The 26,828-nt window shown below is 61.9% G+C and carries 27 protein-coding genes; 12 read left to right on the top strand and 15 right to left on the bottom strand.

The annotated features are described in order from the left end of the window. From RTE01_RS03430 to RTE01_RS03420, 3 genes are read left to right on the top strand one after another with little or no spacing between them, the layout of a single operon-like run. The gene (locus RTE01_RS03430; RefSeq protein ID WP_141334687.1) at window positions 1-2,298 is read left to right on the top strand and encodes a formate C-acetyltransferase; all 2,298 of its coding nucleotides are present in this window, start codon (window positions 1-3) and stop codon (window positions 2,296-2,298) included. Continuing rightward, window positions 2,264-3,139, top strand: a complete 876-nt coding sequence (locus RTE01_RS03425; RefSeq protein ID WP_134525499.1) for a [formate-C-acetyltransferase]-activating enzyme — start codon at window positions 2,264-2,266, stop codon at window positions 3,137-3,139. Before RTE01_RS03430 ends, RTE01_RS03425 begins: the two co-directional genes overlap by 35 nt. Before the next feature lie 15 nt (window positions 3,140-3,154). Further along, complete coding sequence (locus RTE01_RS03420; protein ID WP_134525498.1) at window positions 3,155-3,496, top strand: PTS fructose-like transporter subunit IIB; 342 nt, start codon at window positions 3,155-3,157, stop codon at window positions 3,494-3,496. A gap of 52 nt (window positions 3,497-3,548) precedes the next feature. On the opposite strand, the gene RTE01_RS03415 is transcribed toward RTE01_RS03420, so the two are convergent. After that, window positions 3,549-4,316: a phytanoyl-CoA dioxygenase family protein gene (locus RTE01_RS03415; protein ID WP_041144893.1), complete on the bottom strand. Its 768-nt coding sequence runs from the start codon at window positions 4,314-4,316 to the stop codon at window positions 3,549-3,551. Between the two features lie 251 nt (window positions 4,317-4,567). Here RTE01_RS03415 and RTE01_RS03410 point away from each other — a divergent pair, with 251 nt between their 5' ends. Next, window positions 4,568-5,401, top strand: coding sequence for a helix-turn-helix transcriptional regulator (locus tag RTE01_RS03410; RefSeq protein ID WP_041144892.1), 834 nt, complete (start codon window positions 4,568-4,570; stop codon window positions 5,399-5,401). An 8-nt stretch (window positions 5,402-5,409) separates the two neighbouring features. Here RTE01_RS03410 and RTE01_RS03405 read toward each other — a convergent pair whose 3' ends face one another. The 8 genes from RTE01_RS03405 to hpxU form a co-directional block, all read right to left on the bottom strand. Further along, on the bottom strand, window positions 5,410-6,315 hold the full coding sequence (locus RTE01_RS03405; protein ID WP_041144891.1) for a GGDEF domain-containing protein: 906 nt from the start codon (window positions 6,313-6,315) through the stop codon (window positions 5,410-5,412). A gap of 296 nt (window positions 6,316-6,611) precedes the next feature. Then, window positions 6,612-7,874: an allantoate amidohydrolase gene (hpxK, locus tag RTE01_RS03400; protein ID WP_141334685.1), complete on the bottom strand. Its 1,263-nt coding sequence runs from the start codon at window positions 7,872-7,874 to the stop codon at window positions 6,612-6,614. Then, window positions 7,871-9,112: a pyridoxal-phosphate-dependent aminotransferase family protein gene (locus tag RTE01_RS03395; RefSeq protein ID WP_141334683.1), complete on the bottom strand. Its 1,242-nt coding sequence runs from the start codon at window positions 9,110-9,112 to the stop codon at window positions 7,871-7,873. Before RTE01_RS03395 ends, hpxK begins: the two co-directional genes overlap by 4 nt. Window positions 9,113-9,122: 10 nt before the next feature. Further along, window positions 9,123-9,863, bottom strand: coding sequence for an amino acid ABC transporter ATP-binding protein (locus RTE01_RS03390; RefSeq protein WP_041144887.1), 741 nt, complete (start codon window positions 9,861-9,863; stop codon window positions 9,123-9,125). Then, window positions 9,844-10,500: an amino acid ABC transporter permease gene (locus RTE01_RS03385; RefSeq protein ID WP_041147572.1), complete on the bottom strand. Its 657-nt coding sequence runs from the start codon at window positions 10,498-10,500 to the stop codon at window positions 9,844-9,846. Before RTE01_RS03385 ends, RTE01_RS03390 begins: the two co-directional genes overlap by 20 nt. After that, window positions 10,500-11,165: an amino acid ABC transporter permease gene (locus RTE01_RS03380; protein ID WP_041144886.1), complete on the bottom strand. Its 666-nt coding sequence runs from the start codon at window positions 11,163-11,165 to the stop codon at window positions 10,500-10,502. Before RTE01_RS03380 ends, RTE01_RS03385 begins: the two co-directional genes overlap by 1 nt. A 9-nt stretch (window positions 11,166-11,174) precedes the next feature. Beyond that, complete coding sequence (locus tag RTE01_RS03375; RefSeq protein WP_041144885.1) at window positions 11,175-11,960, bottom strand: transporter substrate-binding domain-containing protein; 786 nt, start codon at window positions 11,958-11,960, stop codon at window positions 11,175-11,177. 214 nt (window positions 11,961-12,174) lie between these two features. After that, the gene (gene hpxU, locus RTE01_RS03370) at window positions 12,175-13,014 is read right to left on the bottom strand and encodes a MurR/RpiR family transcriptional regulator HpxU (protein WP_134525497.1); all 840 of its coding nucleotides are present in this window, start codon (window positions 13,012-13,014) and stop codon (window positions 12,175-12,177) included. A gap of 251 nt (window positions 13,015-13,265) precedes the next feature. Here hpxU and hpxW point away from each other — a divergent pair, with 251 nt between their 5' ends. The 4 genes from hpxW to hpxZ are packed head-to-tail and all read left to right on the top strand — an operon-like array spanning window position 13,266 to window position 16,824. Beyond that, a complete protein-coding gene (hpxW, locus tag RTE01_RS03365; protein ID WP_115193181.1) occupies window positions 13,266-14,849 on the top strand; it encodes an oxamate amidohydrolase in 1,584 nt (527 codons plus the stop codon). 9 nt (window positions 14,850-14,858) lie between these two features. Next, window positions 14,859-15,047 carry an oxalurate catabolism protein HpxX gene (gene hpxX / locus RTE01_RS03360; protein ID WP_041144882.1) on the top strand — a complete coding sequence of 63 codons (189 nt, stop codon included), beginning with the start codon at window positions 14,859-14,861 and terminating at the stop codon, window positions 15,045-15,047. Then, window positions 15,044-16,441: an AtzE family amidohydrolase gene (locus RTE01_RS03355; protein ID WP_041144881.1), complete on the top strand. Its 1,398-nt coding sequence runs from the start codon at window positions 15,044-15,046 to the stop codon at window positions 16,439-16,441. Before hpxX ends, RTE01_RS03355 begins: the two co-directional genes overlap by 4 nt. Then, a complete protein-coding gene (gene hpxZ / locus RTE01_RS03350; RefSeq protein ID WP_041144880.1) occupies window positions 16,438-16,824 on the top strand; it encodes an oxalurate catabolism protein HpxZ in 387 nt (128 codons plus the stop codon). Before RTE01_RS03355 ends, hpxZ begins: the two co-directional genes overlap by 4 nt. Window positions 16,825-16,875: 51 nt before the next feature. Here hpxZ and puuE read toward each other — a convergent pair whose 3' ends face one another. Genes puuE through RTE01_RS03335 form a run of 3 tightly spaced genes read right to left on the bottom strand, consistent with a single transcriptional unit; the run spans window position 16,876 to window position 19,298 of the window. Next, a complete protein-coding gene (gene puuE / locus RTE01_RS03345; RefSeq protein WP_134525496.1) occupies window positions 16,876-17,820 on the bottom strand; it encodes an allantoinase PuuE in 945 nt (314 codons plus the stop codon). Window positions 17,821-17,844: 24 nt separating this feature from the next. Further along, window positions 17,845-18,582 (bottom strand): allantoin racemase, encoded by a 738-nt coding sequence (gene hpxA, locus RTE01_RS03340; RefSeq protein WP_041144878.1) that lies wholly within the window; start codon window positions 18,580-18,582, stop codon window positions 17,845-17,847. Continuing rightward, window positions 18,582-19,298 carry a GntR family transcriptional regulator gene (locus RTE01_RS03335; protein WP_123551185.1) on the bottom strand — a complete coding sequence of 239 codons (717 nt, stop codon included), beginning with the start codon at window positions 19,296-19,298 and terminating at the stop codon, window positions 18,582-18,584. Before RTE01_RS03335 ends, hpxA begins: the two co-directional genes overlap by 1 nt. Before the next feature lie 143 nt (window positions 19,299-19,441). On the opposite strand from RTE01_RS03335, the gene RTE01_RS03330 reads away from it, so the two are divergent. Beyond that, the gene (locus RTE01_RS03330; RefSeq protein ID WP_123551184.1) at window positions 19,442-20,941 is read left to right on the top strand and encodes an NCS1 family nucleobase:cation symporter-1; all 1,500 of its coding nucleotides are present in this window, start codon (window positions 19,442-19,444) and stop codon (window positions 20,939-20,941) included. Window positions 20,942-21,050: 109 nt separating this feature from the next. Further along, window positions 21,051-22,376 carry a guanine deaminase gene (gene guaD, locus RTE01_RS03325; RefSeq protein ID WP_115193184.1) on the top strand — a complete coding sequence of 442 codons (1,326 nt, stop codon included), beginning with the start codon at window positions 21,051-21,053 and terminating at the stop codon, window positions 22,374-22,376. Window positions 22,377-22,402: 26 nt separating this feature from the next. Here the strand turns inward: guaD and uraH are convergent, their stop codons facing one another. Both uraH and uraD read right to left on the bottom strand, forming a co-directional pair. Further along, on the bottom strand, window positions 22,403-22,729 hold the full coding sequence (gene uraH, locus RTE01_RS03320) for a hydroxyisourate hydrolase (protein ID WP_041144874.1): 327 nt from the start codon (window positions 22,727-22,729) through the stop codon (window positions 22,403-22,405). Next, a complete protein-coding gene (gene uraD / locus RTE01_RS03315) occupies window positions 22,726-23,244 on the bottom strand; it encodes a 2-oxo-4-hydroxy-4-carboxy-5-ureidoimidazoline decarboxylase (RefSeq protein WP_134525495.1) in 519 nt (172 codons plus the stop codon). The genes uraH and uraD overlap by 4 nt, the downstream gene beginning before the upstream one ends. 316 nt (window positions 23,245-23,560) lie before the next feature. Between uraD and hpxO the strand changes: the two genes are divergently transcribed. After that, window positions 23,561-24,715 (top strand): FAD-dependent urate hydroxylase HpxO, encoded by a 1,155-nt coding sequence (gene hpxO / locus RTE01_RS03310; protein WP_115193186.1) that lies wholly within the window; start codon window positions 23,561-23,563, stop codon window positions 24,713-24,715. A gap of 6 nt (window positions 24,716-24,721) precedes the next feature. On the opposite strand, the gene hpxR is transcribed toward hpxO, so the two are convergent. Further along, a complete protein-coding gene (gene hpxR, locus RTE01_RS03305) occupies window positions 24,722-25,654 on the bottom strand; it encodes a LysR family hpxDE operon transcriptional regulator HpxR (protein ID WP_041144871.1) in 933 nt (310 codons plus the stop codon). Window positions 25,655-25,781: 127 nt separating this feature from the next. On the opposite strand from hpxR, the gene hpxD reads away from it, so the two are divergent. Continuing rightward, window positions 25,782-26,819, top strand: coding sequence for a molybdenum cofactor-independent xanthine hydroxylase subunit HpxD (gene hpxD, locus RTE01_RS03300; RefSeq protein WP_041147571.1), 1,038 nt, complete (start codon window positions 25,782-25,784; stop codon window positions 26,817-26,819). Window positions 26,820-26,828 lie beyond the last annotated feature (9 nt).

Raw genomic sequence — 26,828 nt, 5'->3', positions numbered from 1 at the left:
ATGACGAATCGTACTCAACGCTTAAAAGAGAGGTTGTTCGCCCAGCCGCGGGAGATCTCGCTTGAGCGGGCGCTGCTGTATACCGCAAGCCACAAACAAACGGCGGGTGAGCCGGTAGTGTTACGCCGGGCGAAAGCCACCGCGTGGATCCTTGACCATGTGCAGATCTCGATTCGTGAGGATGAACTCGTTGCCGGCAACCGCACGGTCAAGCCGCGGGCCGGGATCGTCTCCCCGGAAATGGACCCTTACTGGTTACTGAACGAACTGGACGGTTTCGCCTCTCGCCCCCAGGATCGTTTTGCCATCAGCGAAGAAGATAAGCGTATTTACCGCGAAGCGCTGTTTCCTTACTGGGAAAAGCGCTCGATGAAAGACTTTATTAACGCCCGCATGACCGATGAGGTCAAAGCGGCCGTCAGCACCCAGATTTTCAGCGTCAACCAGACCGATAAGGGCCAGGGGCATATCATTATCGACTACCCCCGACTGCTCAATAATGGCCTCGCGGCCCTGGTTGCAGAACTCAGGGCAGCAGCCGAAAGCGCGCCATGCAACCACTTCTATCAGGCCGCGCTGATTCTGCTGGAGGCCTCGCAGCGGCACATTCTGCGCTATGCGCTGCTGGCCGACGAGATGGCCGCCGCCTGCAGCGACGCCAGGCGGCGTCAGGAGCTCGCCGCCATCGCCGCGATCTCCCGGCATAACGCGGTTCATCGCCCGGAGGATTTCTACCAGGCCTGCCAGCTGTTCTGGTATATGAATATTATTTTGCAGCATGAGTCTAACGCCAGCTCCCTCTCGCTGGGGCGCTTCGACCAGTACATGCTGCCGTTCTATCAGACATCGTTAAATCGGGGCCAGGATCCGGCTTTCCTGCAGGAGCTGCTGGAGTCATTGTGGGTCAAGTGCAACGATATCGTCCTGCTGCGCTCGTCAAGCAGCGCTCGCTACTTTGCCGGCTTCCCAACCGGCTACACCGCGTTGCTCGGCGGACTAAGCGAAACCGGGCGCAGCGCGGTGAACGTACTCTCGTTTCTGGCTTTGGATGCGTATCAGGAAGTCCGGCTACCGCAGCCTAATCTTGGCGTTCGCATCAATGAACTGATCGACCGTGCGTTCCTGCGTAAGACCGCGGAAACGATCCGCTTTGGGACAGGTATCCCGCAGGTCTTTAATGATGAAGTCGTGATTCCGGCGTTTCTGAATCGCGGGGTATCGCTCGAGGATGCTCGCGATTACGCTGTCGTCGGCTGCGTTGAGCTGTCGATCCCCGGGCGAACTTACGGACTGCACGATATTGCGATGTTTAACCTGCTCAAGGTTATGGAGATCGTCATCCTCGAGAATGAAGGCAATCCCGACGTGAGCTGGAACGGACTGCTCAACCAAATCCGCGAAAAAATTCGCCACTACATCAAGCTGATGATTAACGGCAGCAATATTTGCGATATCGGCCATCGCGACCAGGCGCCGGTTCCCCTGCTCTCCTCTTTTATTCTGGACTGTATTGAACGCGGTAAAGATATCACCGAGGGCGGAGCGCGCTATAACTTCTCCGGCGTGCAGGGCATTGGTATCGCCAACCTTAGCGACTCTCTGCATGCGCTAAAGGGAATGGTTTTTGAGCAGCAGCGGATGAGTTTTGATGAGCTCATTCAGGTTCTTAAGGCCAATTTCAAAACCAAGGAAGGGGAAAAAATCCGCGCGCGGCTGATTAACCGTTTTGAAAAATATGGCAATGATATCGATGAGGTCGACAATATCAGCGCCGATTTGCTGCGTTTTTATTGTAAAGAAGTCGAGCAACATCTCAATCCGCGCGGCGGACATTTCACGCCGGGCTCCTACACCGTCTCAGCGCATGTGCCCCTGGGGTCAGTCGTCGGCGCCACGCCAGACGGTCGTCTGGCTGGCGATCGGCTAGCCGACGGCGGGCTCTCACCCATGGTCGGCCAGGACTCTCAAGGGCCGACGGCGGTACTGAAATCCGTCAGCAAGCTGGACAACTATCTTTTATCCAACGGTACGCTGCTTAACGTGAAGTTTACGCCAGCTACCCTTGCCGGCGACGGCGGCCTCAATAAGCTGGCTGACTTTTTGCAGGCATTCAGCAAACTCAAGCTTCAGCATATCCAGTTCAACGTGGTCAATGCCGATACCCTGCGCGAAGCGCAGCAGCGTCCCCAGGATTTTGCCGGTCTGGTGGTACGCGTCGCGGGTTACAGCGCCTTCTTTGTCGAGCTATCAAAGGAGATTCAGGATGACATTATCCACCGCACCGCGCATCAGCTGTGAGGTTCTGGAGACGCGCGCCGATCGGGCGCGCATTTTTAACATCCAGCGCTACTCGCTGAACGATGGCCTGGGGATCAGGACGGTGGTCTTTTTTAAAGGCTGTCCGCACCTCTGTCCGTGGTGCGCCAACCCGGAGTCTATCTCAGCTAAAATAGAGACCGTACGCCGGGAGAGCAAATGCCTGCGCTGTACGCGCTGCCAGCAGGATGTCGAAGAGTGTCCCTCCGGCGCATGGGAGCAAATCGGCCGCGACGTCACGCTGAATGATTTAGTTAAGGAAGTCCTCAAGGATGACGTTTTCTTTCGCGCCTCCGGCGGCGGCGTCACCCTGTCAGGCGGCGAAGTATTAATGCAGGCCGGGTTTGCAACCCGCTTCCTGCAAACCTTACGCCAGCTGGGAATACGCACGGCAATTGAAACGGCAGGCGATGCTGCATTCAGCCGCTTTTACCTGCTCGCCAGACAGTGCAATGAGGTGCTGTTCGATCTGAAAATCATGGATATTGAACGTGCACAGGCTCAGCTGCGGATCGATGTACCGCGGGTGTTAGATAATTTCAGCAGGCTGGTGGACAAGCGCATTCAGGTTATTCCCAGGGTTCCGCTCATTCCCGGGTATACGCTTAGCGAAGCGAACTTCCGGCAAATTCTGGCGTTTCTGGCGCCCTTTAAGCTTCCTGAAATCCATCTTCTCCCGTTCCATCAATATGGCGAGCCTAAATACGCGCTGCTCGGCAGGAAGTGGTCGATGGCGAAAATTAAAGCCCCGGACGCCTCACAGATTGAGCCATTCAGGATGATGGCTGAGAAAGCGGGTTTTCACGTCACCATCGGCGGCTAGCGCCCGGAGGAGAATATGGAACTGAATATCGTAGCGGTGACCGCCTGCGTCAGCGGCGTGGCGCATACCTATATGGCGGCGGAACGTTTGGTAAAAGTCGGGCACCATGAAAAATGGCATATGAAAATTGAAACCCAGGGCGCATTAGGCGTTGAGAATAAGATCAACCCTGACGATATTACCCACGCCGACGTGGTGCTGCTGGTGACAGATATTGAAATTGACGATGCGCAACGGTTTATCGGCGTTCGAACCATTAAAACCAGTATCAAAACTTTTTTACTTCAGCCGCAGCAGATTATTGAGGCGGTGAAGTGCATCATGAAAAAACCGGTCGTCTATCTGGACATTCCCTGAGCGTCTCTTCAGCAAAGGGCGGATCCCCTGAATCCGCCCTTATTGCGCTGGCCTACTTCACATCAAGCAACCATTTTTGCGCCGGCGTGAGACGACTTGCCGTTTCGGGTTTGAGCCAGCGCTGCTGGTCCTGCTGCGGCGTATCTTGTCTGTCAATATAGAGGCCGTGCAGCACGCGCCTTCTGCTGCCGATGTGATTACAGGTGCCGCCATGCCAGGTATGGGCGTTATAAATCATCACGCTTCCCGCTGGCGCGGCGAACACCACCTCGTCAGGATGCGGCAGTTCGGGGTCCTCCAGCACCTCCTCCGGCAGTTCCGGTCGCAGATGAGTGCCGGGAATAATGCGCGGTGCGCCATTTTCGGCGCTTAAATCATCAATGGCCCAAATCGTATTGACCAGATGCACTTTCGGAAAATCCGGCCGCGGTTTTTTCCAGTCGGCATGTAGCGGCTGGCTGCCGCCGTTGCGCAACGCTTCCCGCGCGTTGAGGCTGGAAACCTTAAAATCGCCCTGAAAAATATAGCGACAGGCGGAGAGGATCAGCGGATGGGACCAAACTTTCTCCCAAATCACCCCCTTGTTAATCAGGTTGGCAATACGGGTCGCCGTGGCTTCCTGATGGTGTTCGATGGCGAGATTATCCCCCTCTTTCTCAACAATCGCGTCGATAAGGTCCCGCATTGCTTCCAGCCATTGCGGGTCGGCGACGCGATGCACCACAGTGTAGCCGAGGGTATTCAGCTCCTCTTTCATCTTTTCTGTGAGCGCAATATTGGCGCCAAGCGCATCCAGATATACGGCAGACTGATGTTCCATATTTATTTCCCTTAACCTTTCGATAACACGAAATAAACTTTAAACGCCGGCCTGCTGAAATACATGAGGCTAATCCTACGAAAAACTGGATATCCGTACGCGGGAGAGCAAACTGTGATTGCCATCAAAATCTTCGCATCTGCTACCGCCCGCGGCGAAGCCAGCGCTCTGCAAGGTGATCCAATCGCGTCATTAATTTATAAAATAGTTTATAATCAAAAGGATAATAGCTATCTTTCGGGGTTTAGAGGATGATTGCGGATCTGCCTGAAATTCTACATCGCCTGGTCAATCAGCAGGATACGCTGCAGGTCAGATTCCCGGAGCCGGACGTATCGGTCCCTGAGCTGGCCTATAAAGTGCCCTTCCCCCGGCTGGAAATTGTCCTCGATGGCGAGCTTAAAGAGCGCGGTTTGCCGCTGTCTGATAGCCAGCTAACGCTATCGCAGGTGCTGTACGTGCAGGCAGGGAAATGGACGCTACCGGAGTGGACCGGCCCGGCTTCTACGCTGAGTATCCTGTTCGGTAGACAAAAGCTGGGATTCTGCATCCAGCGCTGGGATGGCAAGCAGCTGCACACGGAGAAGCAGAACGTCGCCCGACTGGGGCCTCGCGTCGGATCGTATCTGCTGTTGGCGCTGAATGAAATCTGCCTTCAGCCGGACCCGGTCACCGCCAGGCTGGTGGTGTCTGCACTATTAAACCATTGTCTTGAGCAGCTCGTCGGCCTTGAGATGCAGGTTAGCCGGAGCCGCGATCTGTTTTTGGCCGTCCAGGATTTTCTGGAGGACAACCTCAGCCAGCCCTTAACCCGGGAGTCGGTGGCGAAACGTTTCCATATTACCCCCAACTACCTCTCGCATATATTCCAGAAGTCGGGCTCCGTTGGGTTCAACGAATATCTGACCCGCGTCCGGCTGGAAAAAGCCAAAAAGCTGCTGCGCGGCTATGATTTAAAGGTCAAAGAGATCGCCCATAACTGCGGCTTCGTTGACAGCAACTATTTTTGCCGGGTCTTTAAACGCTACACCGAGCGCTCTCCTTCAGAATATCGTCGCCACTGCCGCAGCGCGCAGCAGGCGTAATTTCCGCCTCAGGCTGCGGCCCACTCCACCCGGCCGCGGCCGCTGTTTTTCGCCTTGTAGAGCGCTTCATCTACTTTCTTGATAAACGCCTCCTGCGGCTCATCGCGCCCGCGCATGCCGACGCCAATGCTCACCGACAGCGGGTAATCGCTGTTAATCAGAATGGTGCGGACGTTCTCCAGAATCGACTGCGCCAGGCTACGCACCTCTTCTGGCGACATCCCGTCGACGATAATGGCGAACTCTTCGCCGCCAATCCTCGCCGGCTGTATTTTGTCGCTGGTTAATTTTGCCAGCTGCTTGCCGAGCGCAAACAGCACCTCATCGCCCATCAGGTGGCCGTAGGTGTCATTTATTTTCTTGAAGAAGTCGATATCGAGAATCATCAGCGCCAGCTGGTGGCCCTGCTTTTCGCGAATGGTATCGATAAAGAAGCGCCGGTTGGGCAGCTGGGTTAATTCATCCTTCAGCGACTGCGAGCGCGCGTCGACGTAGAGGATGTTAATGCGATCGATAATTTTGTAGATCCCGATAGTGGTCAGGAGCATGCCGGACAGGCGCAGCAGATCTTCGCAGTAGTAGCCCATCCATCGCGGCTGGACGAAAATCTCATCCATTAAATCGAAGGTACCGCCGGCGATCCACAGCAGCAGCCCGTAGCGCACCCAGTTTACCGCCACGTGGCTCATTCTGACTTTTGCCGAATTCCACAGCATAAATACCAGAAACAGCAGGGCCAGCAGATCGATATAGAGTCCGGAGTTGGCAAATATCACGTTCCAGGGGCCTAAGGGTTTTGAGATAAAAATACAGAGCGCCGATACGGCGATAATCACCAATAGCGCGGGCAGCAGGTTGGCCCGGCCAGCGGCCAGCGGGGCCTTGGGAGGCAAATGTTTTTGTAAATCAGGCATTGGCATGTCTCTCAAACAACGTTGTCTCTCTCAAAACGCAGCATACCAGCCCGATGAGATTCGGCACATCAAAAACCCGCATTGCGGCGGCGTAAATCAGGAGCACTAAGGGGGTATCAACGGTGGAGGAAGAGAGTGGACTGACCCCGCGGAATTTTTCCAACTGACTACCAATCCATGGCGACGAGGTCAGTGCCGCGGATGGTATAGCGATCGCCTGCGGCATTTTTAGCATTTAGTGCTAATTTCTTTACACATCCCCCCGGTTTTCCGGCGCCAACGCGGGGGGAAGAGCGTCAGGTCATATCGCTCAGGGCGAGGGTTGCCTGGCTAAACGCGGCGATCGCCAGCGCAACGTCCGCCGCCGTCACCGACTCCGCAGGGTGATGGCTGACGCCGCCTTTGCAGCGGACAAACAGCATACCTACCGGCCAGCGTTCGGCCATCGCGATGGCGTCGTGTCCGGCGCCGCTCGGCAGCGACAGGGAGCAATCCTGCACCCGGCACACGGCCGTACTCAGCACCTGCTGCAGCCGCTGATCGCAGGCGGTGGCCGCAATCCGGTAGAACTCCTCGCAGCCAAACTGCAGGCCGCGGCGGTCGGCAATCGTCCGCGCATCGTCGAGCAGCGTATCCAGCAGCGCCTCCAGCGGATCCTCGTGCGGACCGCGAATATCAAGGCTCAGCGTGACCTCGCCGGGGATCACGTTGACCGCCCCCGGCGCGCAGTGCAGGGTGCCCACCGTCGCCACGAGGTTGCCCCCCTGCTGGCGGGTACGGCTCTCAATCAGCGTCATCCATTCGGCGGCGGCGGCCAGCGCGTCCCGGCGGTGGCTCATCGGTACCGTCCCCGCGTGGCCCGCCTCGCCCAGAAAACGGCAGTTCAGGCGACGCGCGCCGTTGATCGCCTCAACCACGCCCAGCGCCAGCCCCGCCTGTTCGAGGCACGGCCCCTGCTCAATATGCAGCTCCAGATAGGCGGCAATCTCCTCCACCCGGCGGGCAGAGCGCGCGACCCGCGTCGGATCGAGCCCGGCCTGCGCCATCGCCTGCGCCACGCTGATGCCTTTGGCGTCGGTCTGCGCCAGCCAGCCCTCGGGCCAGGTGCCGGTCACCCCCCGGCTGCCGAGCAGGGTGATGCCGAAACGGGTCCCCTCCTCGTCGCAGAAGCCGACAATCTCAATCGCCCGCGCCGGCCGTCGTCCCTGCAGATAGAGGCTGTGTACGACCTCGATCGCCGTCAGCACCCCCAGCATGCCGTCGTAGCGCCCGGCATTGCGCACGGTATCGAGATGCGAACCCAGCAAAATAGCCGCCGCGCCCTCCTGCTCACCTTCGTAGCGGCCGCAGATATTGCCGACGCTATCCTGCCAGACGCGCATCCCGGCCTCGCTCATCCAGCGGGCGACCTGCTGGTTAGCCTGCAGATGCTGCGGTGAAAGATAGACCCGGGTCAGCGCATCCGCGCTTTCGCTGATCGCGGCCAGCTCGTCGGCCCGCGCCATCACCCGCGCCGCGGCCTGCGCCCACTCCGCCTGCTGGCGTACCGTCTGGCTCATTGCGGAGTCTCGCTGCGGTAGTGATCCCATGCCGCCTGCATACCGGCGCCCTGGGTGGTGGCAAACTTGAGGTGGTTCAGCACCGACTCCAGGGCGCTGAGGGTGGTCATTACGCAATCCTTGCGCGCGTTGTAGCCCATCGTGCCGATACGCCATACCTTGCCGTGCAGCGGGCCGAACGAGGTGCCTATCTCTATCGCGAAATCGTCGAGCATGATTTTACGCAGCTGGTCGCCGTTGATCCCCTGCGGGATAACGACCCCGAGGACGTTGTTCATCTTGTGCCTGAGGTCGCCGAAGGTCTCCAGCCCCATCGCCTGGATCCCCTTCAGCAGCGCATCGCCGTGCAGCTTATGCCGGGCAATGCCGTTATCCAGCCCCTCCTCAAGGATCAGGCGGGCGCATTCGCGGGCGGCGAACAGCGCCGAAGTGGCCTCGGTATGGTGGTTGAGGCGCTCCGGCCCCCAGTAGTCCATGATCATGCCGAGATCGAAGTAGTTGGAGTAGATAGCCTCATCAACGCCGTCGAGATGGGCCTCGGTGCGGATCCCCTCTTCTACGCACTTGCGGCGACGAATAGCCTCCTCCATCCGTGCGCTCAGGGTCACGGGCGAGGTCCCGGACGGGCCGCCGAGACACTTCTGCATCCCCGCCGATACCGCGTCCAGCCCCCAGGCATCGCTTTCGAGGGCGTTACCGCCCAGCGACGCGGTGGCATCGGTATAGAACAGCACGTCGTAGCGGCGGCAGATTTCGCCCAGCTCGGCCAGCGGCTGCAGCATGGTGGTGGAGGTATCGCCCTGCACCGTGAGCAGCAGGCGCGGGCGGACGCGCCGGATGGCATCCTCAATCTGCTGCGGGCTGAAGACCTCTCCCCACGGCACCTCAATGGTATGGACCTCGGCGCGGCAGCGGCGGGCGATTTCGCACAGCAGGTGACCGAAGCGGCCAAATACCGGCACCAGCACCCGGTCGCCGGGACGGATGGCGGAGACCAGAATCGCCTCGATGCCGGCGCGCGAGGTGCCGTCTACCAGCATCGTCCAGCGGTTATCGGTGCGAAACACGCCGCGATACAGGGCCATCACTTCGTTCATATAGTGGGTCATCGCCGGGTCATACTGGCCGATAAGCTGGCTCGACATGGCGCGCAGCACGCGCGGGTCGGCGTTGATCGGTCCCGGCCCCATCAGCAGGCGCGGCGGCGGGTTAATTTGCGAAAACTGAGTGATATCCATCGTTAATTCCTTATTGATTTAAGCCGCGCACGGAGGAGATAAACTGCTTCAGCTCGAGGGTCTGCGGGTTGGCGAACAGCGTCTTGCTGTCGCCCTGCTCCCAGACGCGCCCCTGATGCATAAACACCACGCGGTCGCCCACTTCACGGGCAAAATTCATTTCATGGGTCACGAGGATCAGCGTCATGCCCTCGGCGGCCAGCTGCTCAAGGACCTTGAGCACTTCGCCAACCAGCTCGGGGTCCAGCGCCGAGGTTATCTCATCGCAGAGCAGGACCTTCGGCGACATCGCCAGCGCCCGGGCAATCGCCACCCGCTGCTGCTGGCCGCCGGAAAGATTGGCCGGATAGTAGTCCAGGCGGTCGCCAAGCCCCACTTTTTCCAGCATCTGCCGCGCCAGCTCGCGGCACTCGGCGGCGCTCTTTTTCAGCACCCGCCGCGGGGCCAGCATCACGTTTTCCAGCGCCGTCATGTGCGGGAACAGGTTAAAGTTCTGGAACACCATCCCGACGGAGCGGCTGATCTCGCGGGCCTGCGAATCGCGGTCGGTGATGGTCATCCCGCCCAGCTTAATGCTGCCGTCCTGATACCCTTCCAGGCCATTGATGCAGCGCAGCAGCGTGCTTTTTCCCGACCCGCTGCGGCCGATAATCGAGATAACCTCGCCCATATCGATATCCAGATCGACGCCTTTGAGCACGTGGTTGTCGCCGTAGTACTTCTGCATCTGATTAATGGTGATGAGAGGCATTGAATTTGTTCTCCAGATAGCGGCTGTAGCGGGACAGCGGGTAGCACAGAATGAAGTAGCCCAGCGCCACCAGCGCAAAGACCTTAAACGGCTGGTAGGTGACGTTGGTCAGCATCGTCCCGGCCTTGGTCAGCTCGACGAAGCCGATAATCGACGCCAGGGCGGTACCTTTTACCACCTGCACCGCGAAGCCCACCGTCGGGGCAATGGCGATGCGCAGCGCCTGCGGCGCAACGACCCGGCACAGCGTCTGGGTGAAGTTCAGCCCCAGGCAGCGCGAGGCCTCCCACTGCCCTTTCGGCAGCGCGCGGATGCTACCGAACCAGATATCGAGTAAAAAGGCGCTGGTGTAGAAGGTCAGCGCCATCGACGCGGCGGTCCACGGCGAGACGTCGATGCCGAACAGCGCCACGCCGAAGAAGGCGAGGAACAGCTGCATTAATAGCGGCGTTCCCTGGAACAGCTCAACGTAGCCGCGGATCAGCCGCCTGACCTGGCGGCCGCCGGTGAGGCGCAGCAGCAGCAGCGGGAGCGTCACCAGCGCGCCGCCGAGAAACGCCACCAGCGACAGCAGCACCGTCCAGCGCCCGGCCAGCAGCAGATTGCGGATAATGTCCCAGTCGGTAAAGGTGACCATCATGCCCGTACTCCCAGCCATTTTCGCCCTGCTGCCATCAGCAGCTGGCGCATTGTTATCGACAGCACCAGGTAGATCCCCGTGGTAACCAGATAGACCTCAAAGCTGAGGAAGGTTCGCGACTGGATCAGGTTCGCCGCGAAGGTCAGCTCCTCATAGGAAACCTGCGAAACCACCGACGACCCCAGCATCACGATGATGCACTGGCTCACCAGCGCCGGATAAATCCGCTGCAGCGCCGGCGGCAGAACCACCTGGATAAAGGTCTGCGTGCGGCTCAGCCCCAGCACGCGCCCGGCCTCCCACTGTCCCTTGGGGGTCACCTGAATCCCGGCGCGCACGATCTCGGTACTGTAGGCCCCGAGGTTGATCACCATCGCCAGCAGCGCGGCTTCACCGGCGGTCATCTTTAAGCCCAGGTTGGGCAGGCCAAAGACGATAAAAAACAGCTGCACTACGAACGGCGTATTGCGTATCAGCTCCACGTAGCCGCCCCAGATGCGGCTGAACCACGTCGCCCGCCCGCTGCGAATGGCGGCACCGAAAATGCCTATCGCCAGGCCGCCCGCCGTCGCCAGCACCGTCAGCTGCACGGTGACCCACAGCCCCGCCAGCAGCTCTGGCCAGTGCGGCCAGAGCTCAGAAAAATGAAGTTGCTCCGTCATGCCGGGGCCTTATGCGCCAAAGCCTGCGGGCAGCGGCGCTTTCAGCCACTGCTGCGACAGCGCGTTGAGCGTGCCGTCCTTAACGCCCTGCTCAATCAGCGCGTCCACCTTCTCCTTCAGCGCCGGCTCGTTCTTTTTCAGGCCGATAAAGCACGGCGAATCTTTCAGCATAAAGCTCGGTACCGGCGCCTTCTGCGCATTTTGCCGGGAGATAGCCGCCACCACGAGGTTGCCGGTCGCCAGGTACTGCACCTGTCCCGAGAGGTAGGCTGACAGCGTGGTGTTGTTATCCTCGTAGCGCTTGATCTGCGCCTCTTTCGGCGCCAGCTCGCTCAGCACCATGTCCTCCACCGCGCCGCGGGTGACGCCGACGGTTTTGCCACTCAGCGCCGCCGCATCCTTCAGCTCGGCCCCCTTCGGCCCGAAAACGCCGAGGAAGAACGGCGCGTAGGCGCGGCTGAACGCAATCACCTTCTCGCGCTCCGCATTCTTGCCGAGGCTGGAGATCACCAGATCGACCTTATCGGTCTGCAGATAGGGCACCCGGTTGGCGCTGGTTACCGGCACCAGCTGCAGCTTGAGCTTCATCTGCTTTGCCAGGTAGCGCGCCATATCGATGTCATAACCCTGGGGCTGGAGATCGGTGCCCACCGAGCCAAACGGCGGGAAATCCTGCGGCACCGCGATACGGATAACGCCGCGCTTTTCGATATCCTGCAGCTGGTCGGCTCTGGCCGCGCTCATTTGCGTAAACAGACAGGCGGCCCCGGCCAGTGCGATCAACAGTTTTTTCATGATGTTTACCCGTTACGTTAGTATGAAACAAAAGATTCTTTAAATAAACTTCTGCAACTAATGTGCCAGATATACGCCGCGCCGCTGCCGAGGCGGAAGATGCCATAAAAGAGTGATGAAACAAGGAAGAGAGAGAGAATGCGCGGCAATATCGCCTTCTCTCACCGCCGGAAACCCGCACTAAAATAATGCAAAGCACCAGACTGACGCCCCATTATCGCTGCTCGAGCTCGTCCAGCTGCTGATAAAGGGTGGCGATATCGTGAATCCGCGGGCGGCCCTTATCGAGGATCTCATGCAGAAAAGCGTTGGCCAGCAGGTTGATCAGGCTGTTGACCGAGGCGTAGCTATCGTAGGCCGAGACGCTATCGAGCGGCGCGCAGAGCTGCCAGCGCGCCAGCGGGAACAGGCCGTGCGCCTGCGGCTCGCACATCAGCAGCACCGGCACGCCGCTAGCCTGGAGCTGCTGCAGCAGCGGCCGAATAAGGCGCGGGCGGCGGCGAAAGGCCATCACCACCACCACGTCACTGGCCGACAGATCCACCAGCTCCTCGCTCAGGCTTTGCCCCGGCTGGGGCAGCACCTGCACCTGACCGCGCGCCTGCAGCAGCTGCTGGCGCAGGTGCAGCGCCGCCGGATAGGCGTTGCGCATGCCGACGATGACCACCCGTTCGGCGCTCACCATCGCGTTAATCGCTTCGGCAAACTGGCGCGCGTCGAGGGCGTTGACCCACTGGGTCAGGTTGGCCATCTCCTGCTTATAATGGCGCGCCAGCAGCGTGTTTCCCTGCACCGCGTCGCGGTTATCGGTCAGCGGCATCCCGCTCTGGCGCAGGGTGCGCAGCTCGTCGCGCATATCCTTATACTTCTCGTACCCCAGCCGCTTGAACAGGCGGCTCACCGTCGCTTTCGACACCCCGCTGAGCTGCGCCAGCTCGGCGCTGTTGTAGCTAATCAGGTCATCAAAGTGATCGAAAATAAAATCCGCCACCCGCTGCTCCTGGGGCGACAGGGAGGCGTACTGTCCTTTGAGTCGTTCATCAAGCTGTTGCATAAGGCCCCTGTAACTTTTGTTTCATCGCACTATACCCGTCATATTCCGCGTTGCCTATGCGCTGGCGCTGCGTCTCGCGCTGTTGTCGCCGTTTATACCCGACCCGCGGCGCGTATGACCTTGAATACCTCTCCTTTCACGATGCGTGCCACTCCGGCAAAAAGCACCGGCGGCAGGGAATGAAACTTTGGGTTCAGAAGTGGAACGGCTTTTGCACCCTGAGAGAATACATCGCGTCACGAGGACAACGAATGCACAGTCATGTATCCACCCGTGGGATGGCGGTCGCCCCCCATCACCTGGCTAGCCAAAGCGCGCTTGCCGTACTGCGCGAAGGCGGAAGCGCAATCGAAGCAATGGTCGCCGCGGCGGCCACCATCGCCGTGGTTTATCCGCATATGAACGGGCTCGGCGGCGACGGCTTCTGGCTCATCGTCCCTCCCCAAGGGGAGCCGATAGCAATAGACGCCAGCGGCGCGGCGGGCTCGGGGGCGACGCCGGAGGCCTATTCCGACCTCAGGCAGATCCCGCACCGCGGCCCGCGCGCCGCGCTGACCGTCGCCGGGACCGTCAGCGGCTGGGACGAAGCGCTCCGGGTATCGCACTCCCTGAGCGGCAAGGCGCTGCCGCTGGCGCGTCTGCTGGAAGACGCTATCGGCTACGCCAGCGACGGGATCCCGGTCACCGAATCCCAGGCCAGCGCCACCGCCGGCAAGTTTGCCGAGCTCCGCTCGCTGCCGGGATTTGCCGAAACCTTTCTGGTCGACGGCCAGCCGCCGGTTGCCGGCAGCCGCTTTCGCCAGCCCGCTTTGGCCAACACCCTCAGGCGGCTGGTCGACGAGGGGCTGGACAGCTTCTATCGCGGCCCGCTGGCTGAAACCCTGGCCGCGGGCATGGCGCAGTACGGACTGCCCGTCACCCTCGACGATCTCCGCCAGCACCGCGCCCGCCGCCCTGCGCCGCTAAAACTGACCCATCAGAACGGCGAGCTGTGGAACCTCGCGCCGCCAACCCAGGGGCTGGTATCGCTGGCCATTCTCGGCATTACCGATCGCCTGGCGATGGCCGAGGCCGACGAGGCGATGACCGTCCACCGCATCGTTGAGGCCACCAAGCTGGCCTTTAGCCTGCGCGACGCCCATATCACCGACCCGCGCCACCTCGATGTCGATATTCAGAGCCTGCTGGAACCGGCGGCGCTGCAGGCGCTGGCTGAGCGGGTCAGCGACCAGCAGGCCGCCCCGTGGGGCGCCGGCAAAGGCCCCGGCGATACCGTATGGATGGGGGTCATGGACGACAGCGGGCTGGCGGTCTCCTTTATTCAGAGTATCTACCACGAGTTCGGCAGCGGCGTGGTGCTGCCGGAGAGCGGGATTGTCTGGCAGAACCGCGGCGCCTCGTTCAGCCTCGATCCGCAGCATCTTCTGGCGCTGGCCCCCGGCAAGCAGCCGTTCCACACCCTTAATCCGGCGGCGGCCCGCCTCAGCGACGGCCGGGTGATGGTGTACGGCTCGATGGGCGGCGACGGCCAGCCGCAGACTCAGGCCGCCCTCTTTACCCGCTACATCCTGCAGGGCGTGCCGCTGCAGGAGAGCATCTCCCGGCCGCGCTGGCTGCTGGGCCGCACCTGGGGACAAACCTCCGACTCGCTGAAGTTGGAGGGCCGCTTTACGCCGCAGAGCATCGCCCGCCTGCGGGCGCTGGGTCATGAGGTCGAAGTGCTGGACGATTTCAGCGAGGCCATGGGCCACGCCGGCGCCATCGTCCGTCATCCAAATGGCCTCTTCGAAGGGGCATCCGATCCGCGCAGCAACGGCTCAGCCGCCGGTTATTAGGAGTTCAGCATGCAAAAAGTGACGCTCGACTGGAGCACGTACCTGGCACAAATGGAGCAGATCCTCGGCCTGGAGCTGGATGAAACCCGCCGCGCCGAGCTTCAGCTGCAGTTCAGCCGCATCGCCGCCATGGCCGAACCGCTGATGGCCTTCCCCCTCGACGAACGCCTGGAAATCGCCGGAGTGTATAAAGCATGACGCTTAACCAAATGACGATTAGCGAGATCCAGCGCGCCCTGCAGACCGGGGAGCTCAGCGCCCGGGAGATCGCCCGCCGGACTCTGGACGACATTGCGCGGGTCAACCCGCACATCAACGCCTGGACCACGGTGACGGAAGCGCGAATGCTGGCCGAAGCGGACAGCATTGATACCCTGCGCCGGGGTAAGCAGCCGCTGCCGCCGCTGGCCGGAGTCCCCTACGCGGTAAAGAATCTGTTCGATGTTTACGGACAGACCACCCTCGCCGGCGCCCGGCTGTTTAGCGAACGCGCGCCCGCCACGGCCGACGGCTGGGCGGTGCGCCAGCTCCACGCCGCAGGCGGGCTGCTGTCAGGGATGCTGAATATGGACGCCTACGCCTACGGCTTTACCACCGAAAATAGCCACTACGGCGCGACGCGTAACCCGCACGACCTGGCGCGCATCGCCGGCGGCTCGTCCGGCGGTTCGGCGGCGGCGGTAGCGGCCGGGCTGGTGCAGTTCGCGCTGGGCAGCGATACCAACGGCTCCATCCGCGTGCCGGCCTCCTTATGCGGTATTTTTGGCCTCAAGCCGACCTTTGGCCGCCTGTCGCGATCCGGCAGCCATCCGTTTGTTGCCAGCCTCGACCACATCGGCCCCCTCGCCCGCAGCGTCGGCGACCTCGCCGCGGTCTACGATGCGCTACAGGGGCGCGATCCCGGCGACGGTTTCCAGGCCGATAAGGCCAGCGAGCGCACCAGCAACCTGCTGCCGCGCGGTCTCGAAGGCCTGCGCTGCGCGGTACTCGGCGGCTATTTTAGCCGCTGGTGCGATGACGACGCCCGCGCCGCCGTCGCCCAGGTAGCGCAGGCGCTCGACGCCCGCGAGGAGCTGCAGTTCCCCGAAGCCGAGCTCTCCCGCTCGGCGGCGTTTATCATCAGCGCCTCCGAAGGCGGCAACCACTACCTGCCCGCCCTGCGCCGCGAGCCGGAGCGCTTCGAGCCCCACTCCCGGGAGCGGCTGCTGGCCGGGGCGATGGTCCCGGCAAGCTGGTATATTCAGGCCCAGCGCTTTCGCCGCCACGCCCAGCGGGCGTTCCAGGCGCTGTTTGCCCACGCCGATATTCTGATCGCGCCGGCAACGCCGTGCAGCGCCACGCTCATTGGCGAGCAGACCATGGAGATCAACGGCCAGCAGCTGCCGGTCCGCGCCAGTATGGGGATGCTCACCCAGCCCATCTCCTTCGTGGGCCTGCCGGTCACCACGGTGCCGCTGCGCAGCGCCGCCGGGCGGCCGATTGGCCTGCAGCTGATCGCGGCCCCGTTTAATGAACAGGCCTGCCTGCGGGCGGCGCGCGTACTGGAAGAGATGGGGCTGACCGATGCCAGCCCTGCGGAGGTAATAGCATGATCGATCAGGACAATATTAACCGGCCTCGCGTTCTGGCCGAGGTCACGGCCGCCTTTTATCGCTATGAAGAGGCGCTGGTCAGCAACAACGTCGCGGTGCTCGACGAGCTGTTCTGGGAGGATAAACGCACGGTGCGCCTCGGCGCCGGGGAGAATCTCTACGGCGCCGACGAGATCCGCGCTTTCCGCGCCGCCCGTCCGGCGGCCGGACTCCAGCGCGAGCTGCGCCACACGGTGATCGTCAGCTTCGGCGAGGATTACGCGGTCTGCAGCACCGAGTTCACCCGTGAGGGCAGCGATCGCGTGGGCCGCCAGCAGCAGACGTGGGTGCGTTTTCCCTTCGGCTGGCGCATTGTCGCCGCCCAGGTGAGCCTGATGAGCTAATGAACGCGGCAGCCCTGGCCGGGCCGGAGCGAACTCCGGCCCGGCTATCGGCTAGCGACGAAACGGATAGGTTTCCCGCCAGCGGTCGGCAATCTGCTGACGGGTGCAGACCCACACCTGCTCATGCTGCTGGACGTAATCAAGGAAGCGCTGCAGGGCCCGAAAGCGCCCCGGCCGGCCCAGCAGACGGCAGTGCATGCCGACAGACATCATCTTCGGCGCCTCGCGCCCCTCTTCATACAGCACGTCAAAGCTATCTTTGAGGTAGGTATAAAACTGCTCCGCGGTATTGAACCCCTGCGCGGTGGCAAAACGCATGTCGTTGGTATCAAGGGTATAGGGCACGATCAGATGCGGCTTACGCGAACCGTCGCCGCACGGCACCTCGACCCAAAACGGCAGATCGTCGCCGTAGTAGTCGCTGTCGTAATCAAAGCCGCCGTGCTCGACCACCAGCCGGCGAGTGTTGGGGCTGTCGCGCCCGGTGTACCAGCCGGTGGGCGACCTGCCGAAGAGATCGGTTAACACCTGCACCGCCTGCTGCAGATGCGCGCGCTCGGTCTCGATATCCATATGCTGATAGTGGATCCAGCGCCAGCCGTGGCTGACCACGTCGTAGTTGGCCTCTTTGATCGCCGCCACGATATCGGGATGCCGCGCCAGCGCCATCGCCACGCCGAACACGGTCAGCGGCAGCCCGCGCTGGCTGAACTCGCGGTGAATGCGCCAGAACCCGGCGCGGCTGCCGTACTCATACAGCGAGTCCATCGACATATGTCGGTCAGGGTAGCTGGCCGCACCGATAATGTCGGAGAGAAACTGCTCGGAGCCCGCGTCGCCGTGCAGGACGTGGTTTTCCGCCCCCTCTTCATAATTTAAAACAAACTGTACGGCGATACGCGCATTCTGCGGCCACGGCGCGCGCGGCGTCTGGCCGGCATAGCCGCGCAGATCGCGAGGATAATCCTGATTAAAAAGCGCTGACTGCTGATCCATCTCCCACCTCTTTATTCATCACCATCAGTTAAATGACTGAAACCTGCCGCCTAAATTTTTTGCTTCCGGGAAAGCCAGGTCGCCCTGCTTGCTGGTCGACAGGCCGAGCGCCACCAGCGACTCGACCATTTTTACCGCCGCGCTGACGCCGTCGATGACCGGTACATGCAGCTCGCGAGTGAGCTCCTGCGCCAGCGTCGCCATCCCGCCGCAGCCCAGCACAATCGCCCCGCAGCCGTCCTCCTTCAGCGCCTGAATGCAGCGCTGACGTACCTGCTCCTGCGCCCGACCGCTGCCGTCCTCCAGCGCCAGCACCGGCAGATCGATAGCGTGCAGCCCGGCGCAGTGGTGGTAGAAGCCATACTGGTGCAGCAGGTGGCGGGCGATAATCAGCGTGCGCGGCAGCGTGGTGACAATGGAAAAGCGGGTGGCGACCAGGGTGGCCATATGCATCGCCGCCTCGGCGATGCCAACCACCGGCCCCTGCGCCAGCTCCCGCGCCGCCAGCAGCCCCGGATCGCCAAAGCAGGCGATCACGTGACCCGAGACCCCCTGCTGGCGCCCGGCCTTAATTTGTTCGAGCACCCCGACCGCGGCGATGGCTTCATCGAAGTGCCCTTCGATGGAGGGCACGCCCTCCGTCGGGCAGACCGCCACAATCTCGGTCCCCGGCGCGGCCGCCGCCCGCGCGGCGGCGCCGATGGTCTCGGTCATGGCGCGGCTGGTGTTGGGATTAATCACTTGTATACAAACAGAGGACATTACGACTCCTTGTAGCCGGCAAACAGCCGGGCGAAATCGGGCAGGGAAACACCCGCGGTGTCAAAGCGCAGGCTGGCAACGATATGGGCAAAGTGGTGGGTCAGCGCCGCGCTCAGCGGCTGCAGCTCCCCGGCGCGCAGCAGCCCGATCAGCTGCCCGTGATCGTCGCAGCGGCAGCCCTGTCGCCACGGCGATCCCCATGCCGCAACGGCTAATGACGAGCGCTGGCTCAGGCGGGTGACCATCTCGGTAAGCACCTGGTTGGCGGAGATCGCCTGCAGCTGAATATGAAATTCGGCTGAATAGCGGATCGCTGCCGGGCCGTTGCAGGCCTCATGCGCCTGCTGCTCCTGGCGAATGATCGCCTCCAGCGCCGCCAGATGCGGCGGCTGACAGCGGGCAAGTACGTCGGGCAGATTGGCGACCTCCAGCAGCTCTCGGGTGCGGAAGATCTCCCGCGCCTCTTCTTCCGTGGGGCTGGTAACCTGTGCACCACGCTTGGGCGTCAGAGTGACCATTTGCACAGCGGCGAGTCGCTGCAACACCTTGCGGATCCCCGTGCGGCTGACGCCAAAGACCTCCGCCAACGCCTCTTCCGGCAGCTTGCTGCCCGGCGGCAGCTGGTGTTCAACGATGGCGGTCATCAGCGCCTGATAGATGGCTTCATCCTTGTCCTGCAGGCCTGGCGCGGCGTGCAGACGATTTTCGTGACTCATTAACCGGCTCCGTATTCACGTTTCGACATCAAACTGTATACATAAAAATTAAATATTGCATACAAGATTAACTATTTTGGCCTAATTCCTGCAACAGCCTCAGCAATCCATATTCAGGGGTTTCATCAAGAGGAGCAGGTTTCATGCCACATTCACAAAATACGCATCAGGTTAAGGCCACGGGCTCCAGCGCCGGCTACAGTCCACGGCTGTGCAACGAGGATCTGGCGCCGACGCGCGACCAGAACTGGAGCTGGTACAACATCTTTTCCTTCTGGATGTCGGACGTGCATAGCATGGGGGGCTACGTCGTGGCGGCGAGTTTCTTTACCCTCGGCTTAGCCAGCTGGCAGGTGCTGCTGTGCCTGCTGGTCGGCATCTGTATTGTCCAGCTGTGCGCCAACCTGGTGGCCCGGCCGAGCCAGATGGCGGGCGTGCCCTATGCGGTGATCTGCCGACAGGCGTTTGGCGTCTTCGGCGCCAATATTCCGGCGGTGATCCGCGGGCTTATCGCCTTTGCCTGGTACGGGATCCAGACCTATCTGGCCGCCAATGCGCTGATGCTGGTGATGCTAAAGTTCTGGCCGTCGCTGGCGACGCTCACCGCGAGCAGCTTCCTCGGGCTGTCGCATCTTGGCTGGCTGTGCTTCGCCACCATGTGGCTGCTGCAGGCGATGGTGTTCTGGCACGGGATGAGCGCCATCAAGCGCTTCATTGATATCGCCGGTCCGGCGGTCTACGTGGTGATGCTGGCGCTGGCGGGCTGGATTGTATACAAGACCGGCTTCGATGGAATCTCCTTTACCCTCGCCAGCAAGTCGCTGAGCGCCGGGGAGCAAACCTGGCAGATGATCACCGCGACCGCGCTGGTGGTCTCCTACTTCTCCGGCCCGCTGCTTAACTTTGGCGACTTCTCGCGCTATGGCAAAAGCATGGGTGAAATCCGCCGCGGCAACCGCTGGGGCCTGCCGTTCAACTTCCTGCTGTTCTCTATCGTTACCGTGGTGATTGTCTCCGGGACGCAGTCGCTGTTCGGCCGGATGATAACCGACCCGATTGAAACCGTAAGCCGCGTAGGCAACGACCTGGCGGTGGCTATCGGCCTGCTGACGATGATCACCGCGACCATCGGGATCAACATTGTCGCCAACTTCGTCTCCCCGGCCTTCGACTTCTCCAACTGCTCGCCGCAGAAAATCAGCTTCCGTACCGGCGGGATGATCGCCGCGGTGGGTTCAATCCTGCTCACCCCGTGGAACCTGTTTAACTCCCCGGAGCTTATCCACTACACCCTCGACGTGCTGGGGGCGTTTATCGGCCCGCTGTTCGGCATTCTGCTGGTCGACTTCTACCTGATTAAGCGCGGGAAAATCTCGGTGGACGATCTGTTTGACGATACGCCGAAAGGACAATACTGGTATCGCAACGGCTTTAACCCGAAGGCCATCGCCGCGCTGGTGCCCTCCGTGGCTATCGGTCTGGTTATCAGCTTTATCCCCGCCCTGCATGAGGTCGCCAACTTTAGCTGGTTTATCGGCGTCTTCCTGAGCGGCGCCACCTACCGCTGGATTGCCCGCGACGATCGCGTCGCCGTCTCCGCCACCGCGCGCTACGGCGCCCGCGCCGTGGCGCAGAAAGAGTAGTTTCCCCTCTCTGGCCGCGCCCTCCGGCGCGGCGTATTCCTCAACCGCGACGGCTGGCATTAATATTGCTTTAGATCTTGCTCAATGCGCGATTCAACAGGGAGCCAACATGGCGGAAACCATCAAGTCGTACGATGCTGCAATTCGCGGAGCATTTTTTGATATCGCCCGGGTCGCCGACGGCGCCGACGATATCGCCCGCCACGCGCGCTATCTTGCCGACGGCCTGCTGTTTATTGAGAACGGCACGATCCAGACGCTGCTGCCGTGGCAGGAGGGAGAGCAGTTTCTCCATCCGCACAAGGGATACACCGACCTGCGCGGCAGACTGCTGCTGCCGGGCTTTATCGACGCCCACGTCCACTATCCGCAAACGGAGATGATTGGCGCCTACGGCGAACAGCTGCTGGAGTGGTTAACCACCTACACCTTCCCGGTTGAAAGCCAGTTCGCGGACGAGGCCTACGCCACGGAGATCGCCCGCTTTTTTGTCAACCAGCTGCTCAGCCACGGCACCACCACCGCGCTGGTGTTCTGCACTCTGCACCCCGAGTCCGTCGATGCGCTGTTTAGCGAAGCGCTGCGCCTGAATATGCGCATTCTCGCCGGGAAGGTGATGATGGACCGCCACGCGCCGGAATACCTGACGGAAACGGCGGAACAAAGCTACCGGCAAACCCGCGAGCTGATCCAGCGCTGGCACCACCGCGGGCGCCTGGGCTACGCCATTACCCCGCGCTTCGCCCCCACCTCCACACCGGAGCTGCTGTCGGCCATTCAGCAACTGCGGGAGGAGTTTCCGGATACCTGGCTACACACCCATCTGAGCGAAAATCTCAGCGAGGTCGCGTGGGTGAAAAGCCTGTGGCCGGAGCATGAGCACTATCTCGACGTCTATCACCACTACCGGCTGACCGGCGAGCGCAGCGTATTTGCGCACGGCATTCACCTCGCTGACGCCGAGTGGCGCTGCCTGCACGAAACCGGCTCCGCGCTGGCCTTCTGCCCGACCTCGAACCTGTTCCTCGGCAGCGGCCTGTTTCGCCTGCCCGCCAGCTGGCAGCAGCGGGTGCGGATCGGCATCGGCACCGACGTCGGGGCGGGAACCACCTTCAGCATGCTGCGCACGCTGGGGGAAGCCTATAAAGTTGCCCAGCTTCAGAGCTATCGCCTGCCCGCCTGCGAGGCCTTTTACCACGCCACGCTCGGCGGCGCGCACGCCCTGCGCCTTGACGATAAAATTGGTAATTTCGAACCGGGAAAAGAGGCCGACTTCGTGGTTATCGACCCGGCAGCCACCCCTTTACAGCGGCTGCGCATCGGACGCTGCAAAGATATCTACGAGCAGCTGTTTGTGCTGATGACCCTCGGCGACGAGCGCAATATCAGCGAGACCTGGGTCAACGGCGAGCGCGTCTGGCACCAGCAGGGCTGACGCCCCCGCCGGGCCAGAACGCAACATTAGCTCCCCCTATAGGTCGACCAGCCGCCGGGGGCAATCAAAAACGGCAGGTGGAAGTGCTCATCGGCGTCTTCGGCGATCGCAAAATCGATCTGCGCGCTGAGGTAGAGCGTTTCCCGCCCGTCGCGCGAAAACCAGTCGCCGATCTCCGCCACCAGCCGATAGCGCCCGGCGCTCAGCATACCGGGCGCCAGCAGCGCAATGCGGCCCTGCTCATCGGTCAGGCCGCTGGCGATCGTTTGCCCGCCCAGCAGCAGGTTCACCGCCACGCCCTGCGCGGGCCTGCCGCTGGAGATATCGAGAATATGGGTACTCAACGTATTCATTCGCCTATGACTCCCGTCAATCTTAATAAGGTAATTTCGCGCAGCTGCGCCAGCGCCACCCGCGTCTCTTCCGCCTCGTCGTGGTTCAGCCGCTGCGTCAGCGCCTGCAGGATCTCTTCCCCGCTGCGGCCTTTGGCGCGGATCAGGAAGACCCGCCCGAAGCGGGCTTCGTAGCGGGCGTTGCCCTCTTTCAGCGCCCGGGCAAGAGACGCATCTTCATCGTTGATGGCCCCCTGCTCGTGCCGCGACAGCGCGGCGTGCGGCCTCTCTTCGGGCAGCTTTTCACCAATACGCGGATGGGCGCTCAGCGCCCGATCCAGCTCGGCCTCTCCCCAGCGCTGCGCGGCCTCCTTCGCGGCGGCCAGCAGCGCGGTGCGGTCGGGGTAAGGACGGCCCTGCACCAGCGCCGTCGTCCAGGCGGGGATCGCCACGCAGGGCTGCAGCAGGCCACGGGCCGCCTCGTCGTCCAGCCGGTTAAAGTCCTCAATCGCGATCGTCGCGGCCACTTCGGACATGTTGTTGCTCCTTATACCAAACGGCCCATACGGCTCGTTGTTAATAGCATTAGCGCAGGATTGCACAGAGCGGCTTGCACAAAGCAGGCCACATTCCCTCCGTGCAGGGTCCGGATGCCGCGGGCGGGTGAAACGGTCGATTCGCAAGCGCCCGGTTTAAAATTTTTGATGCAATAAAAGGCAATTATTGCCCGATAACGCACCACTTTAGCGCATAACCTCCGCCGACGCCTCCGGCAGCCGCCTCGTGGCGCCTGTCGGCAAGCTGGTACGCAAATTGCTCGGTTCTTCACAACACATGCCACAGGAGAAGATAATGAAAGCATTAGTGATGGGTGCCGGTATCGGCGGCCTGAGCGCGGCGGTCGCGCTTAAAGCGGCCGGAATTAGCTGTGAGGTGTTTGAAGCGGTGCAGGAGATTAAGCCGGTTGGCGCCGCCATCTCAATCTGGCCCAACGGGGTGAAGTGCATGAACCTGCTGGGCATGGGTGACATCACCGAGACCTACGGCGGGCCGCTGCGCTATATGGCCTATCAGGATCACCGGCATGGCAAAACCCTGACCCGCTTTAGCCTTGCGCCGCTGGTCGAACGCACCGGCGGCCGCCCCTGCCCGGTCTCGCGCAGCGAGCTGCAGGGCGAGATGCTGAACTTCTGGGGCCGCGACGCGGTACGGTTCGGTAAGCGGGCCACCCGCGTGGAGGAGGACGATGACGGCGTGACGGCATGGTTTAGCGACGGAACCACCGCCCGCGGCGATATGCTGATCGCCGCCGACGGCAGCCACTCTGCCCTGCGCCCGTACGTGCTCGGTTTTACCCCCGAACGACGCTACGCGGGCTACGTTAACTGGAACGGGCTGGTGGAAATTGATGAGGCCATCGCCCCCGCCGATCAGTGGACCACCTTTGTCGGTGAGGGCAAGCGCGTCTCGCTGATGCCGGTCGCCAACGGGCGCTTCTATTTTTTCTTTGATGTCCCTCTGCCGGCCGGGCTGGCGGAAGATCGTAGCACCCTGAGGGCGGATCTTAGCCGCTACTTCAGCGGCTGGGCAGCGCCGGTGCAGGAGCTGATCGCCCGCCTCGATCCGGCCACCACCAACCGAATCGAAATTCACGATATTGAGCCCTTCGACCGCCTGGTACGCGGCAGGGTGGCGCTGCTGGGAGATGCCGGACACAGCACCACCCCGGATATCGGCCAGGGCGGCTGCGCGGCGCTGGAAGACGCGGTGGTGCTGGGGGAGACGTTCCGCAACGGCGGGGATATCGCCGCCGCGCTGCGCCAGTACGAAGCCCGGCGCTGCGAGCGGGTTCGCGACCTGATCCTCAAAGCGCGCAAGCGCTGCGATATCACCCACGGCAAGGAGATGGCGCTCACCGAGGCCTGGTACCGGGAGCTTGCAGAGGAGAGCGGCGAGCGGATCATCAACGGCCTGTGCGAGACGATACAGGGTGGCCCGCTCGGCTAGCCGCCTTCAGGGCCGCGGCTCCCGGTTTTCGCCGACGGCCCGCATCGCCTCCATCACCGCCGTCAGCTTCTGAATCGCCATCTGCGCCGGACGAGAGAGCTGGCGCGATGGCGCGGTGCACAGCGCCAGGGTCAGCGGGCGCAGCAGCTTGTTGCGCAAAGGGATAAACGCCAGCTGCCCGCTGTTGACCTCATCCAGCACGTCCAGCAGGCTCAGGATCGTGACGCCGCTGCCTTTGAGGACCAGCGATTTAATTAGCCGAATATCATTGCAGCTGATGCTGTTTGCCGGGGAAAAGTCGTAGTGCCGATAGAGCATCGCCACCCGGTCGTGCACGATAAGCGGCGCGCCGGGAACGATGTGCCGCAGGTGGCTAAGGTCGCCTAACGACAGCGCCGCAGCCTGCGCGAGCGCACAGTCCGGGCGCATCACCACCCCCATCTCCAGCTCGACGAACGCCAGCACGCTGAGCCCCGCCTGGCCCTCCGGGTCGAGGATCAGACCAAAATCGACGTCAGCCTGGCGAACCTTTTCGCTCACCGCGTGGCTATCCGCCACCCGCAGATTGAGCTCCAGCCACTGCCACCCGGTAATGATATCGGCCAGCGCCGCGGCAAAGCTGCCCTCCGCCAGCGCCTGCACCATGCCGATGCTGACGCTGCCGCGCTTTAGCCCCTGCAGCTCGTCAAACTGCTGGCGGGTCAGCTGAAACTCCTTTTGCCAGCGCAGCAGGTTGTCATAGAGCAGCTCTCCGGCGGTGGTCATGCGCAGCCCCTCCGGCAGCCGTTCAAACAGCGGCGTGCCGAACTCCTCTTCGGCCTGCAGGATCTGGCGGTTTATCGCCGAGGCCGAGATATGCAGCTTTTCAGCCGCCCGGCGCAGGCTGCCGCAGCGGGCCACCGCGGCGAAATAGATAGCGAAACGCGAAAACGGACTCATATTCCCCCTGTACTCTTTTTTGCAACGGGTTAGTGAATTAATGGCGATGGATGTCAACACCCTAATATGACAACAATAAACTCACAACAATTAAACAAATGCTTTTCCGTGAGCAGGAAGGAATATGATGAACAGAACCCACCCCACCCCACCGGCCCGCTGCACCTTCGAGCCGGACGACTGGCTCCGGCTGGCGAAATGCTGGCACCCGGTCGCCCGCGCCGAGGACGTCGGCGGCGCTCCGCTGAAGGCAACCCTGCTGGACGAACCGCTGGTTCTCTACCGGATTAAAGGTTCGGTGGTGGCGGCCCGCGACGTCTGCCCCCATCGCGGCGTCCCGCTGACCCTCGGCTCGCACGACGACGAAGGGATTATTTGCCCCTATCACGGCCTGCGCTTCGGCGAAGAGGGGCGCTGCAACCGGATCCCCTCCAGCCCCGACCAGCCGGTGCCGGCCAGGCTCCACCTGACCCACTACGCGGTGGAGGAGCGCTTTGGGCTGATCTGGGTGTGCATGGCCTTCGACCCGGAGAACCCGATGCCGCTGCCCACCATGCCGCACTGGCACGATGAGGGGTTTCAGCAGATCAACTGCCCGGCGTTTGAAGTCAACGGCTTCGCCGGCCGCCAGGTGGAGGGGTTTCTCGACGTGGCCCATTTCGCGTGGATCCATACCGATACCTTCGCCGACCCGGAGAATCAGGAAGTGCCGGCCTACAGCCCGCAGGAGACGCCCTTCGGCTTTATCGCCGACTACTGGAGCTCGGTCGGCAACTATCCGGCCAGCGCCGGTTTCCGCGCGCCGGAAGGGTTTCAGTGGCTGCGCCATTTCGAGATGCACCTGCCCTTCACCGCGACGCTAACCATCCACTTCCCCGGCGAAGCCCGGCTGGTGATTATGAACGCCGCTTCGCCGGTATCGTCGCGCGTCACCCGCATGTTCGCCCCGATTGCGCGCAACTTCGATCTCCACGTGCCGGTCGCGGACGTGCACGCGTTCAATCTGCGCGTCTTCGAGGAGGACCGGCTGATGGTCGAAACCCAGCGTCCGGAGAGACTGCCGCTGGACTTAACCCTTGAGGCGCACATTCCCGCCGACCGCAGCTCGATTGCCTATCGTCGCGGGCTGCAGAAGATGGGCTTTGGCGACTTTTTCCTCGTATAGGCGGAGGCA

The organism is Klebsiella terrigena (assembly GCF_006539725.1).
In the GTDB taxonomy this organism is placed as follows: Bacteria; Pseudomonadota; Gammaproteobacteria; order Enterobacterales; family Enterobacteriaceae; genus Klebsiella; species Klebsiella terrigena.
The sequence above is the reverse complement of the archived record's forward strand: the minus strand, read 5'-3'. Positions and strand labels throughout refer to the sequence as shown.